The sequence below is a fragment of the Micromonospora sp. CNB394 genome (assembly GCF_000374985.1).
GTDB classification, from domain to species: domain Bacteria; phylum Actinomycetota; class Actinomycetes; order Mycobacteriales; family Micromonosporaceae; genus Micromonospora; species Micromonospora marina.
In genome coordinates this window covers 1-15,396 of the sequence record NZ_KB895863.1, presented here as the reverse complement: position 1 = coordinate 15,396, position 15,396 = coordinate 1, and the positions used below count along the sequence as shown (strand labels likewise).

12 protein-coding genes and 1 pseudogene are annotated in these 15,396 nt (G+C 71.8%); 10 read left to right on the top strand and 3 right to left on the bottom strand.

From position 1 onward, the window contains the following. Position 1 precedes the first annotated feature (1 nt). Genes C569_RS0126605 through C569_RS0126595 form a run of 3 tightly spaced genes read right to left on the bottom strand, consistent with a single transcriptional unit; the run spans position 2 to position 2,137 of the window. Positions 2 to 211 carry an AlpA family transcriptional regulator gene (locus tag C569_RS0126605; RefSeq protein WP_018788778.1) on the bottom strand — a complete coding sequence of 70 codons (210 nt, stop codon included), beginning with the start codon at positions 209 to 211 and terminating at the stop codon, positions 2 to 4. Next, complete coding sequence (locus C569_RS0126600) at positions 208 to 1,443, bottom strand: TRM11 family methyltransferase (protein ID WP_018788777.1); 1,236 nt, start codon at positions 1,441 to 1,443, stop codon at positions 208 to 210. Before C569_RS0126600 ends, C569_RS0126605 begins: the two co-directional genes overlap by 4 nt. Further along, on the bottom strand, positions 1,436 to 2,137 hold the full coding sequence (locus tag C569_RS0126595) for a hypothetical protein (RefSeq protein WP_018788776.1): 702 nt from the start codon (positions 2,135 to 2,137) through the stop codon (positions 1,436 to 1,438). Before C569_RS0126595 ends, C569_RS0126600 begins: the two co-directional genes overlap by 8 nt. Positions 2,138 to 3,388: 1,251 nt before the next feature. Here C569_RS0126595 and C569_RS34570 point away from each other — a divergent pair. The 10 genes and pseudogenes from C569_RS34570 to C569_RS0126540 form a co-directional block, all read left to right on the top strand. Then, positions 3,389 to 3,688 carry a hypothetical protein gene (locus tag C569_RS34570; RefSeq protein WP_231394900.1) on the top strand — a complete coding sequence of 100 codons (300 nt, stop codon included), beginning with the start codon at positions 3,389 to 3,391 and terminating at the stop codon, positions 3,686 to 3,688. Positions 3,689 to 3,975: 287 nt separating this feature from the next. Beyond that, a complete protein-coding gene (locus C569_RS0126585) occupies positions 3,976 to 4,419 on the top strand; it encodes a hypothetical protein (RefSeq protein WP_018788775.1) in 444 nt (147 codons plus the stop codon). Beyond that, positions 4,407 to 6,692 carry a hypothetical protein gene (locus tag C569_RS31120; protein ID WP_231394899.1) on the top strand — a complete coding sequence of 762 codons (2,286 nt, stop codon included), beginning with the start codon at positions 4,407 to 4,409 and terminating at the stop codon, positions 6,690 to 6,692. Before C569_RS0126585 ends, C569_RS31120 begins: the two co-directional genes overlap by 13 nt. 57 nt (positions 6,693 to 6,749) lie before the next feature. After that, a complete protein-coding gene (locus C569_RS0126575) occupies positions 6,750 to 7,646 on the top strand; it encodes a PrgI family protein (RefSeq protein ID WP_018788774.1) in 897 nt (298 codons plus the stop codon). Beyond that, the gene (locus C569_RS0126570; protein ID WP_026268686.1) at positions 7,643 to 9,400 is read left to right on the top strand and encodes a VirB4 family type IV secretion system protein; all 1,758 of its coding nucleotides are present in this window, start codon (positions 7,643 to 7,645) and stop codon (positions 9,398 to 9,400) included. Before C569_RS0126575 ends, C569_RS0126570 begins: the two co-directional genes overlap by 4 nt. A 28-nt stretch (positions 9,401 to 9,428) precedes the next feature. Next, positions 9,429 to 10,820 (top strand): hypothetical protein, encoded by a 1,392-nt coding sequence (locus C569_RS0126560; protein WP_155945619.1) that lies wholly within the window; start codon positions 9,429 to 9,431, stop codon positions 10,818 to 10,820. Next, positions 10,817 to 12,412, top strand: coding sequence for a type IV secretory system conjugative DNA transfer family protein (locus C569_RS0126555; RefSeq protein WP_155945618.1), 1,596 nt, complete (start codon positions 10,817 to 10,819; stop codon positions 12,410 to 12,412). Before C569_RS0126560 ends, C569_RS0126555 begins: the two co-directional genes overlap by 4 nt. Before the next feature lie 62 nt (positions 12,413 to 12,474). Next, positions 12,475 to 13,296 carry a replication-relaxation family protein gene (locus tag C569_RS0126550; RefSeq protein ID WP_018788771.1) on the top strand — a complete coding sequence of 274 codons (822 nt, stop codon included), beginning with the start codon at positions 12,475 to 12,477 and terminating at the stop codon, positions 13,294 to 13,296. Then, positions 13,284 to 14,315 (top strand): C40 family peptidase, encoded by a 1,032-nt coding sequence (locus C569_RS34565; protein WP_231394898.1) that lies wholly within the window; start codon positions 13,284 to 13,286, stop codon positions 14,313 to 14,315. Before C569_RS0126550 ends, C569_RS34565 begins: the two co-directional genes overlap by 13 nt. Before the next feature lie 475 nt (positions 14,316 to 14,790). Further along, a pseudogene (locus C569_RS0126540) lies at positions 14,791 to 15,105 on the top strand (MarR family transcriptional regulator); the annotation flags it as partial. Positions 15,106 to 15,396: the final 291 nt, after the last annotated feature.

The window sequence follows — 15,396 nt, the reverse complement described above, 5'->3', positions numbered from 1 at the left end:
CTCAGCGCTCCGGGTCGGTGTGGGCGTCGAGCCAGCGTTCGACCTCGCTGCGCCGGTAGCGCAGGGTGTTGCCAACGCGGATGGCACGTGGTCCCTTGCCTCGGCTGTGCCAGGCGTAGAGGGTGTTCTTGGGTTTGCCCAACCAGTCGGCAACGTCCTCGATGGTCAGGAGAGGATCGGGCCGCCAATCACCGGCGGTCGAGGCGCTCACAGCCGGCCTGCCGTGTCGGATGCCCCGGCTTGCTGGCGCGGTGCGTCCGGGCCGGTTGGCCACTGGTGGGCGGTGTTCATGGGCCGTTCGGATCCGGGTGTGGGGTGTGCGGGCGGGCACGGTGCGGATGTCCTTTCAGCGTCCCGGCCCCGCTGGGACCGGAGGTGGGTGGCGCTGCCGCCGGGGTTGGCGGGGCGCGCCAGGTGTGCCCGTCGATCCACGCTGGTGGGGGTGAAGTCATCAAGCCCGTGGCCGGCGTGCGGTGCGGCGAGGGTGGACCGGCTCCGTGCGGAGCTCTGCGGGTTGTCATGCGACCGGCCGAGCTGGAACAGCAGGAGGTCTTCGTGCTGGATGAGCCATTGCGGGTCACCGGTGTTGATGGCGTCGCGGACGTTCTTCATCTGGAAGAACGAGGCCCGCGGCACCAGCACCCCGTCGCGGACTCCGGCGATGAGCGCCACGAGTTCCTCGACCAGGGTCAGTCCGGCGGCGAGTCCGGCGGCGGCGACCATGCCGGGGATGTCGATGAGTTCCCCGCGCCGCCGGTAGGGGCGGGCGGTGACCGCGACGTACCCGCCGGCCCGCAGCACGGCGGCGCAGCCGGTGAGGATCTGCGTGAACCCTTCGGCCAGTTCGGCGTGTTCGGTGTAGGCGAGGTTGCCGGCGTCGGCACCGTAGCGGTGGTGGATCTTGCGGACCTTGCCCCGGCGGGGGCCAGGGGTGCGGACGTGGCCGTGAGTGGACGGCCCGTACGGGGGTGAGGTGATGACCAGCGAGACCCGGCCATGAACGTCGGACGGCAGCAGGGCGGGCAGCCGGCGGGCGTCGCCGGTGTAGACCTCGCCGGCGCCGGTCGCGCCTTGGCTGGTGGCGAGTTGGATGTTGTCGGCGGCGTGCTGCGCCCACCTGTTCTCGTACTCGACGCCGATGCCGTGCCGGCCAAGGTGCATGGCCTCTACGACGGTGGTTCCGATGCCGGCCATCGGGTCTACGACCAGGTCGCCGGGCTGGGTGTAGGTGGCGGTCAGGTAGCGGGGGATGGTGGGCAGCATCTTGCCCGGGTGCTCCATGGAGGCCGGGGTGTACCGGCCGCGCCGCAGGTCCCGGGATGCAGTCTGTCCGGTCAGCAGAACTGAGCCCTGCACCCCATCGGCGATGAGAGCGAACAGCCGCGCAACGTCGCTGGCGTCGAGGTCGAAGGCGGAAGCGGCGGTGGGGATGGGCTCACGCATCAGTGTCCTCCTGGTCGAGGGTGGTCGCCGTGAACGCCAGGACGTCCAGATGGGTGCGAAGGTGCTGCCCGTGCAGCAGTGCGGGCTGAGTGCTCGCGGCGGTGGCCGCGTCGGTGCGCGGGTCGTGCGCCGGGAGCGGAAGCAGGACCACTGGGAGGTGCTGGTGGTAGCGCAACCCGGCGTTGCGGGCGGCGCTGATGACCGCGCTTCGCCGCGAGATTTGACCCGGCTCAAGGCCCCGGGCGGGCAGCGCGACGAGGATGAACCCGCCGGGGCGCAGTAGCCGGTGCCACCGGTGCATCGCCTCGGCGGTGTCGTGCAATCCGAGGTGGTCTGCGTCGGGGCGAGGCAGTCCAGCCAGCAACAGCGCAACGCCGTCCTCGGCGAGGCACCGGGCGCGGACGGGCCGTCCGTCGGTGACTCGAAGGCGGTCACCCTCTGTGGTGATGGTCCCCGAGCGGCGGTGCAGATACCGGGCGGCCTTCGACACGGTCGGGTGGTTGTCGAGGTCTGCCACTAGATCGCCGTCGCGGGTGTAGTTCCGGATCAGCCAAGCGAGGCGCTGCGGGTCGATCCCGTGCCAGGCTGCCGGGTCGACCAGCGGCGCGTCTCGGCGGTGGGTGGGAACGAGGAACAGCCCGACAGGCGGGCGGTCGGTATGGGGCTCGGAGTGGTGCGGGTGGGTCTGCGGCATGGGTGGTGGGCCACGTCCGCCGACAAGCGCTGACACTAAGGGAATACAGATCAGGACCTCGATTTGGAGGACGGCACCCCGCCCGCCGGCTGCTGAGTCCATCGCGGCTGCCGTGTTCAACCAGGATGAACAAGATCGTGGTGAGGTTGAACGCGCAGGTCAGAGATTGCACACCGCCCTTCATGGGCCGTAGCGCCAATCGATGGATATGGCTATCGATCAGATATCGCTCTGACGGCGAACCGAACCGCGCGGCGGTCGCTCCTCGGGATGCCCTGAACAAGATCGACCTTGCCTTCAACACGATCGTCCCGGCGAGGGGATGCCTTGAACACGCTTTGCCCGCAGCTCGCGGATCGCCCGCGACCATGAACAGCTCTGGCCTGCGCAGCCCGGCGCGGGCCTTCTTCGCGTCGATGCGATCGCGTGCGTTCGCGGCTGTCCGAGCCTGTGACGGGGCCGCCAAGGTCTCTGGCAGGCGGCGGGTTGAACGGGCAGCGAGCCGGTTGCACACGGCCGGAAGCCCCGGCGACACCCTGTCGAGCGCCGCATCGGCAATCGTCATCGCGGCGTCGGCCGATGACGCTGAGTCCAACCTAGAACAAGATCATCAGTGTTCAAGATGTGTCCAACCGCCCTGGTGGCGTGGGTGCTGCACCGCCGGCCGGCCTTGATCGCCGGCCCGGCATCCCCCTCATCACCAGGGAGTACACCCATGTCTGCGAACACTCGCCCGGTCGCCGGTCCGCTCGCCGGCCACCCGGGAGCACGGCCCGGCGCGGCACTGCTCGACGCTGTCGACTACCGGTTCCGGCTTAGCGGCGAAGGCCCGCAGCCGCAGGCCGTTGACGGGCGGCACCTCGGCCACGGCCTGCCACGCCGCCGGATCGCGTTGACCGAGCTGTCGGCGATCCTCATGCACCCCTCCTGCAGCGCCGCGGCACAGGATGCCGCATGGAGGCTTCTAGTCACCCAAGCCCGCACCGGCGAGGACCGGTGGGTGGTCGGCGCGGTCGGGGTGGCCCTGCCGGGTCTGCGGCACCGGGCGCACCTGCTGTCGAAGCTGTCATCCGGGGACCTGCACGCCGCCTTGGTCGAGGCGTTTCTCAAGGCGTTGAACACGGTCGATCTTGATCAGCCGGGTATCGTGCACGCCCTGCTCAATACCGCGTTCTCTGGCGCCCGCGCCGCGCTGCGCGGTCAGGAGCCGGCCGCGTCGGGGGGGGGGGGGCGAACTTCGCGCCCGGCTCGGTGCTGCCGCCCGCCCCGTACGGGCACCCGGACCTGGTGCTGGCCCGCGCGGTGCGTCTCGGGGTGATCACCGTCGCCGAGGCGGACCTGATCGGCGGGACTTTCCTGGAGGACACCAGCCTCGCCGCGTACGCCGAGCGCACCGGTCTGCCCCGGTGGGGCGTCTACAAGCGGCGCAGCGCCGCCGTGCAGCGCCTCGTCACCGCGATCCGATCCGGAGCGCTCAGCGACCCGACCGCCGACGTCATCGCCGAGGCCACCGGCACAACGGCTTCGGAAGTGACACCGCGCCGCCCGTGACTCACCCCCGCTGAGCTGCGCTTCTCCAAATCCTCCCTCGGATTTGTATTCCCCTAGTGCGGGACTTCCCGCACCGGTGACCTTCCCGACCGGCCCCGCTGACGGCGCTGACACCCCGTTCGCCCGGCCCATCACACCTTCGTGAGGAGGACGGCCTCCGCGCCGGTCGGAACCCTGGCCACCACGTGCGAATCGACGCGCTCCCGCCTCTGTCACCCACCGCGCCGCAACCGAGCCCCACCACGCCTTGGGGCCGGTTGCGGCCCGAGCCCGAAGGTGTCCCACCCATGACCAGCAAGCCCACCCGAGAGCCCGTCTCGCGGCGCAAGCCGTCCCCGCGTCCGCGCCGGCCCCGGCTGCACCCCTCCGACTGGATGCTCTACCAGGCCACCCGCCTTATCCCGGTCCTGGTCGTTGTGGCCACCGTCCTGACCACCGTCACGGTCCTGGGCGACACGGCCGCCTACGCCGCCGACGCCGGAGCGCCTGTGCCGCTGGCCGCAGACTCGATCGAGGCAGTGGTCAACAACATCCGCGTCTGGCTGGTCGGCATCCTCGTCGCCGTCGCCACGCTGTTCCTGACCGTCGGCGGCCTGCGCTACCTCGCCGCCAACGGCGACCCCGGCGAGACCGAAAAAGGCAAGCTCGCGATGAAGTCCGCCGCGATCGGCTACGCCCTCGCGCTGCTGGCGCCGCTGTTCGTCACCATCGTCGGCGGGTGGGTGAAGTAGCCATGGCCCCGACCCGGACACGTGCCGCGCAGGACATCTCCCGCCCGGCACGGCTGGCACTGGCATTGCTGCTCGGCATGGGCCTCGCCGGCGGAATCGCCGTCGCCCCTGCGCTGGCCGAGCCCGCACCCGCGCCGGGGGTGCCCACCCCCGGCATCCCGCCGTCGCCGGCCGGCCCGATCCCCATCCCCACACCGACGCCAAGCCCCATCGGCCCGCCGCCGACGGACACCCCGACACCCACCCCGACCCCGACCCCGGAGCCATCACCCGGTCCGAGTCCGACGCCGCCGCCGGCCACCTCGACCGACGACGACCCCGCCTGGTACGACATCCCCGGTCAGATCCGGAAAGGGATCAACGACTTCCTCGGCTACGTGGTCGAGACTGGCCTGACGCCGGTCATGGACACCCTCGGCAAGACGGTGCTGTCGACCCCGGACCTGACGACCAATCCGCAGGTCAAGACGATCTGGACGACGAGTCTGGTCATCGCGAACGCCGTCTTCGTGTTGTTCGTGATCGTCGGCGGGTTCGTTGTGACCTCGCGGGAGACCTTGCAGAGCCGACACGGGCTCAAGGAGATCCTGCCCCGCCTGGTGATCGGCGGGGTCGGCGCGAACCTGTCGCTGCTGCTGTGCGCGAAGATCCTCGCCGTCGCCAATGCGGTGACCGCCGCGATTGCCGGCCAAGGGGTCGATGGTCCGGCCGCCGCGAACGCGCTCACCCAGGCGCTGAGCAACGCCGGGCAGGGCAACAACTTCCTGCTGACGCTGATGATCCTCGCCGCGCTGGTGATGGCCATCGTGGTCGTGCTGACCTTCATCCTGCGCGTGGCGGCCACGATCCTGCTGATCGGGGTGGCCCCGCTCGCGCTGATGTGCCACGCCACCCCGCAGACCGAGGGCCTGGCCTACACCTGGTGGCGGGCGTTCGGGGCTTGCCTGGGCATGCAACTCGCCCAAGCCTTCATCATGCTGGCCACCGTTCGGGTGTTCCTGACCCCGACCGGCCCGGCGGTCCTCGGCCTGCCGATCACCGCTGACGGGTTCCTCGGCATCGGGGTCTGCCTGACCATGCTGTGGGTCCAGATCAAACTGCCGGGCTGGATGAAGCAGTTCATCCTCGGCCCTCTGGGACAGTCCCGCGGACGAGGGCTGCTCGGCCAGCTCGTCTCGACCTACCTGACGTTCAAGACCCTCGGCCTGGCGGCCGGCGTGCTGGGCGGGTCGAGGGCCGCCGGACGGACGGCGGGGACGGCCGCCCGTCAAGGCGGGACGGTAGCTCGTTCCGGCCGTCCCGGACCGGTACGTGCGCCCCGGTCCGGCGTGCCCCGTCCGCCCCGACCGGGACCGCCCCGTCCGTCCCCGTCGCCTGCCGGACCCGCTGCGTTCAGCCACGCCCCGTCCCCGCACACGCCCCTCGCGCAGCCCGCCGGGACGACCACGGCGGCGTTCAGCCACGCCACGCCGCCCGCCACGACAAGCCCTGCCACCGGTGCCGCCGCGCCCGCTGTCTTTTCGGCCGCACCGAGTCCGCAGCCGGCACCGCCCGCCTCGGTGCCACCACCCACTGCGCTCCCGTTCAGCCACCCGCCGGTCACCTCGACACCGGCCGCACGGAGCGCCGCGAGCGCCTCCGCGCCGACCTCCACCAAGGCACCTGCGGTGGTGTTCTCGTCGGCACCGCCAGCTCAGACCGCGCCGAAACGGCCCCCGGCCCCCGTCACGCCGACGTTCTCGGCCGCGCCGACGACACCGACTCGGCCACGACCGACGGCGGCGAAGCGAGCACCGACAACGCCGGCACGCCCGCCCTCAACCGCCGGTGTCAACCCCGCCACCCCGCTGCGATCCACCCAGCCTGCCAAACCGGCAGCCCGCCCGACCCCGGCCGCCCGACCCTCGCCAGCAGTTCGGGCAACCCCGGCGGCGCGGCCGGCTCCGGTGCTTCGCCCGTCCCCGTCCGTGCGGGCGGCAGGGCCGTCCCCGACCGCGCGCCCCGCGTCGGCCCGGCGGACGGATCCACCGGCCGCCGCGTCCCCGATCGTCCGCCCGTCCGCGCCGGAGACTCCGCCCCCGTCGGTGCGTCCGGCGGTCCCGTCCCCGGCTCGCCGTCCCGTCCCCGCTCGGGCTCCGGTTCTGGCGCCCGCACCGCCTCCCGACCCGGCATCCGCCGCGTCGCCGCGCGTGAAGCCGTCCACCCGTCCGCTGCGCCCGTCCGTGCCGTCGCTGCCGCAGCGCCCGATCCGTCGCCGTCCCGAGGGGGAGTGATCACCGGTGTCCCGCCGCACGCCCGACGAGCCGCTGAGGGCTCGAGTACCGGCCGATGTGGAACGGCCCGACCGGATCGTGTTCGGGCTGACCCTTCGGCAGGTGGTCATTCTGGCCGTCACCGCACTGATCCTTTACGCGGTCTGGACCGCGCTGGCGACGGTGGTCAACCCGCTGTACTTCATGGCCGGGTCGATCCCGGTCGCCGGTGCGGCGTTCTTCCTCGCGGTCGGCCGTCGCGATGGGATCAGCCTCGACGGCTGGCTCCTGGCCGCGATCCGGCACCGCCGCACCCCGCGACACCTCGTGCCGACCGATACGCCCATCCAGCCGGCACCCGCCTGGGTGGCGACTACGAGTAAGCAGGGCATGGTGGCGCTGCCCGCGCCGCTGCGGCTGCCGGCGAAGGGCATCACCGCCGACGGGCTGATCGATCTCGGCCCGGACGGCACCACCGCCCTGGTGTCGGCTTCGACGGTCGCGTTCGGGCTGCGCTCACCCGGTGAACAAAATGGCTTGGTCGCCGGCCTTGCCCGCTGGCTGAACAGCCTCGATGCCCCGACGCAGATCCTCGTCCGCGCACGGCGCGTCAACCTGACGCACGTCGCCGACCGCATCGAGCATCACGCCCCCGCGTTGCCGCATCTGGCCCTTGAGGAGGCGGCCCGGTCGCACGTCGGGTTCCTCGACGACCTTGCCACCGGTCGCGAGCTGCTGCACCGGCAGGTCACCGTCGCCGTGCGCGGGCGGCGCGGACCTGGCCACACCGCCCACCAGGCCCACGAGGCGGTACGCGCGCTGGCCGGGTGCGAGGTGGCCGCCACGGTTCTGGACGGCTACGACACCCAGACGACTCTCGCTGCGTGCCTCGACCCGGCGGCCCCCACCGTCGCGTGGGTCGCTGCCGGCGATGCGGGCCGACGGCACGACCCGGAAGGTGGTGAGCAGGCGTGAAGCTGCCCAATGCACTTCGTAGGCGCCGCGCGGAGGAGGCCGTTGGTCTGCTGCCGGGCAGTCCAGACGCCGTGGACGTCGGGGGCCGGTCCGTGCGCGTGGGCGAGGACTATTGCGCGACCCTGGCGGTGACCGGCTACCCGGCCGAGGTCGGGGCGGGCTGGTTGGAGCCGATCCTGTCCTACCCGGGCCGCGTCGACGTCGCCCTGCACATCGAACCGGTCGCCCCGATGATCGCCTCCGACCGGCTGCGTAAGCAGCGCGGCCGGCTGGAGTCGTCGCGGCGCTCGGATGCCGGGAAGGGTCGCCTGGACGACCCGGAGTTGGACGCCGCCGCGGCGGACGCCGCCGAGCTGGCCGCCCGGGTCGCTCGAGGCGAGGCCCGGCTATTTCGCCTCGGGCTGTACCTGACCGTGCACGCCGACACCGAGACGGAACTGGCCGACCGGGTGGCCGAGGTGCGTGCCCTGGCCTCGTCGCTGCTGCTCGACGTGGCCCCAGCGACGTGGCGGCAGTTGCAGGGGTGGGTCACCAGCTTGCCCCTGGCCGTCGATGCCCTCGGCATGCGGCGGGTGTTCGACACCGACGCCCTTGCCGCCGCGTTCCCGTTCACCAGCCCGGACCTGCCGGTCACCGCCGGGGATAGCGGTATGGGGGTGCTCTACGGGCTGAACCTCGCCTCGGCCGGGGTGGTGGTGTGGGACCGGTGGGCGCAGTCGAACTTCAACGCCGTCATCCTCGCCCGCTCCGGCGAAGGCAAGTCCTACCTCGCCAAGCTGGACCTGCTGCGCAACCTCTACCTCGGGGTGCAGGCATTCGTCATCGACCCCGAAGACGAGTACCTCCGCCTGGCCGAGGCGGTCGGCGGGACGATCATCCGGCCCGGCGCGCCCGGCGTGCGGATCAACCCCCTCGATCTGTCCGCCGCCGACGGCGACGATGCTCTGTTCCGGCGGACGCTGTTCATGCAGACGTTCGTCACGGTCCTCACCGCAGGCGACAACACCACCGCGGCCCTCGACCCACAGGACGTGCCGGTCCTCGACGCCGCTGTCCTGGCCGCCTACCGGGCGAAGGGCATCACCACCGACCCGCGCACCTGGCGGCGACCCGCCCCGCTCCTAGCCGACGTGGCGCAGGCGCTGACGGAGATCGGCGAGGCCGGGCGGTCCCTCGCCGCCCGCTTGCACCCGTACGTGTCCGGGTCGTTCGCCGGACTGTTCGACGGCCCCACCACCATGATCCCCGAGGGGCATCTCGTGGTGTACGCGATCAAGGATCTACCCGACGAGCTTAAGCCGGTCGGCACGCTGCTCACCCTGGACGCGATCTGGCGCACGGTCGCCACCTCCTCGCCGGACGTGCGGCGCATGGTGCTGGTCGATGAGGCGTGGCTGATGCTGCGCGCCGGGCTCGGCGCGAAGTTCCTATTCCGCCTGGCCAAGTCGGCCCGCAAGTACGGGGCCGGGTTGACCGTGGTCACCCAGGACGCCGCCGACGTCCTCGGCACCGAGATCGGACGCGCCGTCGTCTCCAACGCCGCCACGCAGGTGCTGCTGCGCCAGGCCCCGCAGGCGATCGACGCCGTGACCGAGGCATTCGGGCTCACCGACGGAGAGCGGGCCTTCCTGCTGTCCGCGGCGCGCGGAGACGCCCTATTGGCCTGCGGCAATAGCCGGGTCGCGTTTCACAGCCTCGCCTCCGACGTCGAGCACCAGCTCGTCGTCACCGGCCCCACCCTCAGCCGCCGCTGACGTTCAACTGACCTGCTGGGAGTCTGCCATGTCCACCCCACTGCCGTCGCTCATCGCCGCACCGCCCACACCGTCGCCCCACCCGGTCTCACCCGCAGCGACCTGCGTGCCCGGCCGCGACGGCGTCCCGGGCTCCATCATCGGGCATCTCATGTGCGGCTCCTGGGCCGCCAACGCGCCTGCAACGATGGCGGTTTTCGTCCGCGCGCACTGGCCGCTGCTGCTTGCTGGCCTCGTCGCGCTCGCCGCCGTCCGCCTCGGGTGGGCGTGGTGGCGGCGGCGGGTGTGGCGGGCTCACGCCCGCCGCGCCCGCTGGTTGGAGATCGTGCCGCCGGTGTCGGCCACCCCCGCCGCTACGGTCGGGCTGTGGCGGCTACTCGCCACCGCACTACCGCCGTCGAGCCGGTGGTCGTGGCGCCCGCATCGCCTCGTCTGGGAGGTCCAGGCCGACCCGAAGGGCATGCGGTGCGGTCTCTGGCTGCCCCCAGGGGTCAACCCGACCGCCGTGCTGCGGCTGCTGCAACGCGCGTGGCCCGGTGCCCGCGCCGAACAGACCCGTCCACCGATCGTCGCCCCGGGCTGCCCGGTCGCCGCCGTGGCGTTGCTGCCCACTCAACCCGAGTGGCTGCCGCTGGTGGACGACGCCGCCCCGGTCCGGGGGCAGCGGTGGGAGGCCGGCGCGCCGCCGGAGGAGGACCGGTTACGGGCCGTCTACGACGGGCTCGCCGCCGCCGGCCGCACCGGCGGCGGGCTGCTGCAGGTCCACGTCACCCGCGCCCCGGCCCGCCGCGTCGCCGGGCTTCGCCGCGCCACCACCCACCCCGAGCGTGCTCGCCGCCCCCGCTCCGGCGCGTCTCGCGCCATCGGCCTGCTCGCGGACGGCCTCCGAGCGCTGATCATCGGCGTCCTCGATATGGTCACGCCCGGCCCGAGTAGCCGCAAGCACCAGACCGGCAGGACGGATCCGTACCTGGCCGAGTTGGCGCGCCAAGCGCGCGCCAAACTGGCCGCCGCACCGCACCTGCTCGTCGCGGTGCACGCCACCGCCACCGGGCCGACGGTCGCGGCGGCCCGAGCTGCCGCCGCCGACATCACCTCCGGCTTTGGGCTGCTCTCACCCCACTTCGCCCGCCGCCGGCTGCGCCGCGCCCAGCCCGCCGCGACCTGGCGATGGGTTCCCGCATCCCGGATGACCCTCGCCTCGGTGGACGAGACCGCTGCCCTGGCCGGGCTGCCCACCGAACCGTCCGCCCACGGCATGCCCGCCGCCGCCTCCCGCCGCCGCCCCGCCAGCCGCGAAGTCTTCACCGCCGGACCAGCCCCGGCACGACCGACACGCCGCCCGGCCCCCAAGTGCACCACAGAGGCGCAGGACACCTCGGCCGAGGGCACCCCGCCGACCGTCTGGAGCACGCCATGACCACCGGTGGCCTTCCGAGCAACGATCAACGGCGTCTGCATCTCGTACCGCCGGGTGAGCGGGGCGGCCTGCCCGGCAAGGTGATCGGCATCGCGAACTCCGGTCCCGCCGTGCGCGTCGGCATCGCCCTGGACGACTGCCGCCACCACCTGCACGTCTGCGGTCCCACCGGCACCGGCAAGACGTCGCTGTTGCTGCGGATGATCCTCGATGACGTCGAGGCCGGTCGCGGAGTCGCGGCGTTCGATCCCGCCAAGGGCGACCTGATCCGTGACCTGCTCGACGTGCTACCCGCCTCCAGCGGGGACCGCCTCGTGATCGTGGACCCCGACGAGCGGTCGGCCCCACCGGCGATCAACCTGCTCGACCCGGCCGTGCACGGCGGCACCGCGCACGACGTCGCCGCCGCCGTCACCTCCGTCATGTCGAAGGTGTGGGCACGCTGGTGGGGCCACCGCACCGCCGACATCTGCTACCACGGTCTGCTGACCCTGGCGCACCTGCCCGGATCCACCCTGGCGCAGCTGCCGCGTCTGCTCTCCGATGGCACGTGGCGGGCCAAGCAGGTCCGGGCGGCGACGAACCGGCTCGGGGCGTGGGAGGGCAACACCCTCGGCGAGTTCTGGGAAGGGTTCGACGGCCTGCCTGCCGGGCAGCGGGCCGGGCTCGTCGCGCCTCTGCTGTCGCGCCTCCGCCTGGTCCTGGCGCACCCCCTTGCAAACAGTCTGTTCGGGGTGCCGGCCACGACGTTTCGGTTCGCCGAGATTCTCGACGGCGGTGTCTTGCTCGCACGCCTCCCCAAGGGCGTACTCGGCGAGGATGGCACCCGGCTGATCGGTTCCCTGCTGCTCGCGGGGCTGTGGCAGGCCACCGCCGCCCGCGCCCGCATCCGCGAGGCCGACCGGCTCGACGCCAGCATCGTGCTCGACGAGTGCCACAACTTCCTGCACCTGCCCATCGGCATCGACGACGCCCTCGCCGAAGCCCGCGGCCTGCACACCTCCTTCATCCTCGCCCATCAGTACCTCGGTCAGTTGTCCTCGGACATGGCCGAGGCGATCGACGCCAACGCCCGCAACAAGGTGTACTTCGCCCTCGCCCCGAAAGACGCCGTCGACCAGGCCCACCACGTACGCCCGTACCTGGACCACGGTGACCTGATGCGCCTCGGCGGCTACGAGGTGGTGCTACGGCCGGTGGCCGGTGGCCGAGTGGCACCACCGGTCACCGCGGACACCATCGCCCCACCCAAGGCGATTAGAGGCAGGTCCACCGAGCTGCGCCGGCTCGCACGGGAGCACACCGGTCTGCCGATCGGTGAGCGTCGGCAGTTACTCGCCGACGCTGCCACTGGCGACTCGGATACCAACCTCGACGTCGGCGCCGGTGACGTCGGCGCTGGTGATGGCCCTGGGCTGGTGGTCGGTCGGAACACCTTCGCTGTTCAAAGGACGGACTCACTAGAGGGTTCTAACGAGCGATCCAACGAGGAATCCAACGGCCGGGATGCCTCGCCTGAACGCTCGCCCGTGAACACGGCGTCTGTGCTGGCTGACGACGGTGAGGAGGACTGGTGGACCGGAACCGACTGATAAGAGATATCCCTCCTACCGGTACACCAGCTGTCAACAGCTCCCGCCTGACCGCGTCCGTCGTGGCCGCTGAACTCGCTCGTCTCACCCCCCGCGACCGGCTCCTCCTGGACCTGCTCGACCAGCACTCCACCTTCACCACCGACCACCTGGCCCAGCTCGCCTTCGGCACCCTCGGCCGTGCCCGCAACCGACTCAACCTGCTGTATACCCGCGACATCCTCGACCGGTTCCGCCACTACCAACGCCCCGGCTCGCAAGCCTGGCGGTGGACCCTCGGCCCCGTCGGCGCAGCCCTGCTCGCGGCCGGACGAGGCGCGACGATGCCTCGCCCCGCCGCCGTACGCGACGCCACCGCCCGACTGGCCATGTCCCCGAGGTTGAACCACCTCCTCGCCACGAACGGGTTTTTCGTCGCGCTGACCGCGCACGCCCGGGGCCGGCCCGGCGTCCGGTTGGCGAGGTGGTGGAACGAGACGCGCTGCCGTGAGGCCACCGGCAACCTCGTCCGCCCCGACGGTCACGGGGTGTGGGTCACCGGCGGGCGGGCGGTGCCGTTCTGGCTGGAGATGGACCTCGGCACGGAAACCGTGGGCCGGGTCGCGGACAAACTCACCGGCTACGCCGCCCTCGGCACCCGCCGCGCGTACCCGGTTGCGTTCTGGCTGCCGACCGCCGCCCGCGAGGCCAACCTGCACGCGCACCTGTCCCGCACCGGGTTACCCGCCGGGGTGAGCGTCGCGACCGGTGCGGACGACTACGCCGCCGCCCACGGCGGCCCCGCCGGGCCGGTGTGGCGGGTGCCCGGCGACCCGCAACGGGTCACCCTGGCCGACCTACCCGGCAGCGCGATCACGGGGGACGGTGCGCCGTGGGACGGGTGACTGTGTGGGCGGTCGGCGGCATCGTCGCGCTCGTGATCATCGTCGCGGCCGGGGCGGGGGCGGTCGTGGGCGGGTTCTCCGGTAGCGGCGGTGCCGCCGGATGCCGGGCCACCGCCACCGCCCCGGGCGCGACCCCGGACGGGCTCACGGCCGAACAGGCGAGCAACGCCTCGGTCATCGTGGCGGTAGGGCAGCGCATGACGGTACCGCCCCGAGGGTGGGTGATTGCCATAGCGACCGCGCTGCAAGAGTCGAACCTGATCAACCTCGGGGACCTCGGCCCGGCCAACGATCACGACTCGTTGGGCCTGTTCCAACAGCGCCCGTCGCAAGGATGGGGCACCCCCGAACAGGTCACCGACCCTGACTACGCCGCTACCGCGTTCTACGAACACCTCCAACGGGTCCCCCGGTGGGAGACGCTGCCGCTCACCGACGCGGCGCAAGCGGTGCAACGCTCGGCGTACCCGGACGCCTACGCCCCACACGAGGCCCGTTCCGCCGCAATCGTGGCCGGTTACACCGGCGGTGTCGTCTGCGACGGGGGCGACGGGCTGCCGCCCGACGTGGCCGCGTCGCTGCCGCCGGGGTTCACGCTTCCGGCGGGCACCCCGCCGCCGGTCGTGACCGCGATCGGGTGGGCGCTCGCCCAACTCGGGACCCCGTACACCTACGGCGGTGACTGCACCGCCCCGCACTCGGGCATCCCCCGGCGACAGTGCGACTGTTCATCGCTCATGCAACAGGCGTACCGGGCGGCCGGGGTCACCATCGGACGCACCACGCGCGACCAAGTGCACGACGGTGCCCCGGTCCCCGGGGTCGCGCAACTGCACCCCGGGGATCTGATTCTGATTGCTGGCAGCGACGGCACCCGTTCCGACCCCCGGCACGTCGGCATGTTCATCGGGTCAGGTCTCATCGTGCAAGCCCCGAAAACCGGAGACGTCGTACGCATTAGCAAACTGTCGGGATGGGCGAATCAAGTAGCGGCAATCCGGCGCATCGTGCCGAGTTGACGAAGTCCAGGAAGAGGCACCGCCGAAGAGTTATTAAATGGTTATTAATGGCGGGCGGTGTGAAGTGATTTCCGTCACAACCAATCGAGGTGCATCGCTCGACGACTGCCCGTCCGGGCGGGGTTGCCCCCGCCCCGATGAGATCGGCCCTCCTCACCGTAGGCCAACGCGTCGCCAGACCGCCCGCACGGCGGCCCGCCCACACGTACATACCCTGGGCGCGGCAACGTGCGGCAGGGGCGCTCACAGCGCCCGCAATGGCTATTCGTAGTCGATGAATGCCCTGCGTCGGAGGTGCAATGCGGCACCCGAAAAAGTTGCCCGGAAAGAGTCTTGAACAACGGGGTTGACATTAGGGCCGTGCAGAGGGTCCATGGACGTGGGCACCGGAACAGCGGCCCTAGCGGAACCGCAAGAAAGCGCACGACGCGCAATGCGGAATTCGCTGCCATCCCTTTTCTGTGGAGGTTCTGTCATGACCGCAAACGCCAACCTGACCGCCGGTACCGACGAGGCCCGCGCTGCCGTCGCCGAGGCGCTGGGTCGCCACCCCGGCCTGACCGCCCGCAAGATCGCCGGACAGGAAAACCTGCCGCTGCCGGTCGTCACCGAGGCGCTCAAGCACATGGAGGCGACCGGGACGGCCACCCGCACCCCCGGCCCGACCAACGGCAACCGCAAGAGCGCCGACCTGTGGGAGCCCGCCACCCCGACCGACGCGACGCCGGATGTGGCCGACGAGGCGACCTCGACCGACGACGCGAGCCCGGCCGACAGTGTGACGCCCGACGTGGCCAGGGCGGTTGCAAGTTCCGGGGTTGTGTGGCTGGTCGGGTTGTGACCGGTTGGGGTGTATAGCAGGGCAGGCACGGGCTTCGTGATCATTGTGGTGTCGAAGCCAGATGATCACGAGGTGGCCCGTGCCTGCTGCTGCATCTTCTCCCATCCCTGCTGTGCTGGTGAAGCTGGGGCCGTTGGACACCGGCCGGATCGCCGACCTGCGGCCTTACCTCGACTTGGTGCCCGATCCGCGTTCTCGGCGGGGTCGGTGGTACTCGCTGACCGCGATCCTGCTGGTGTG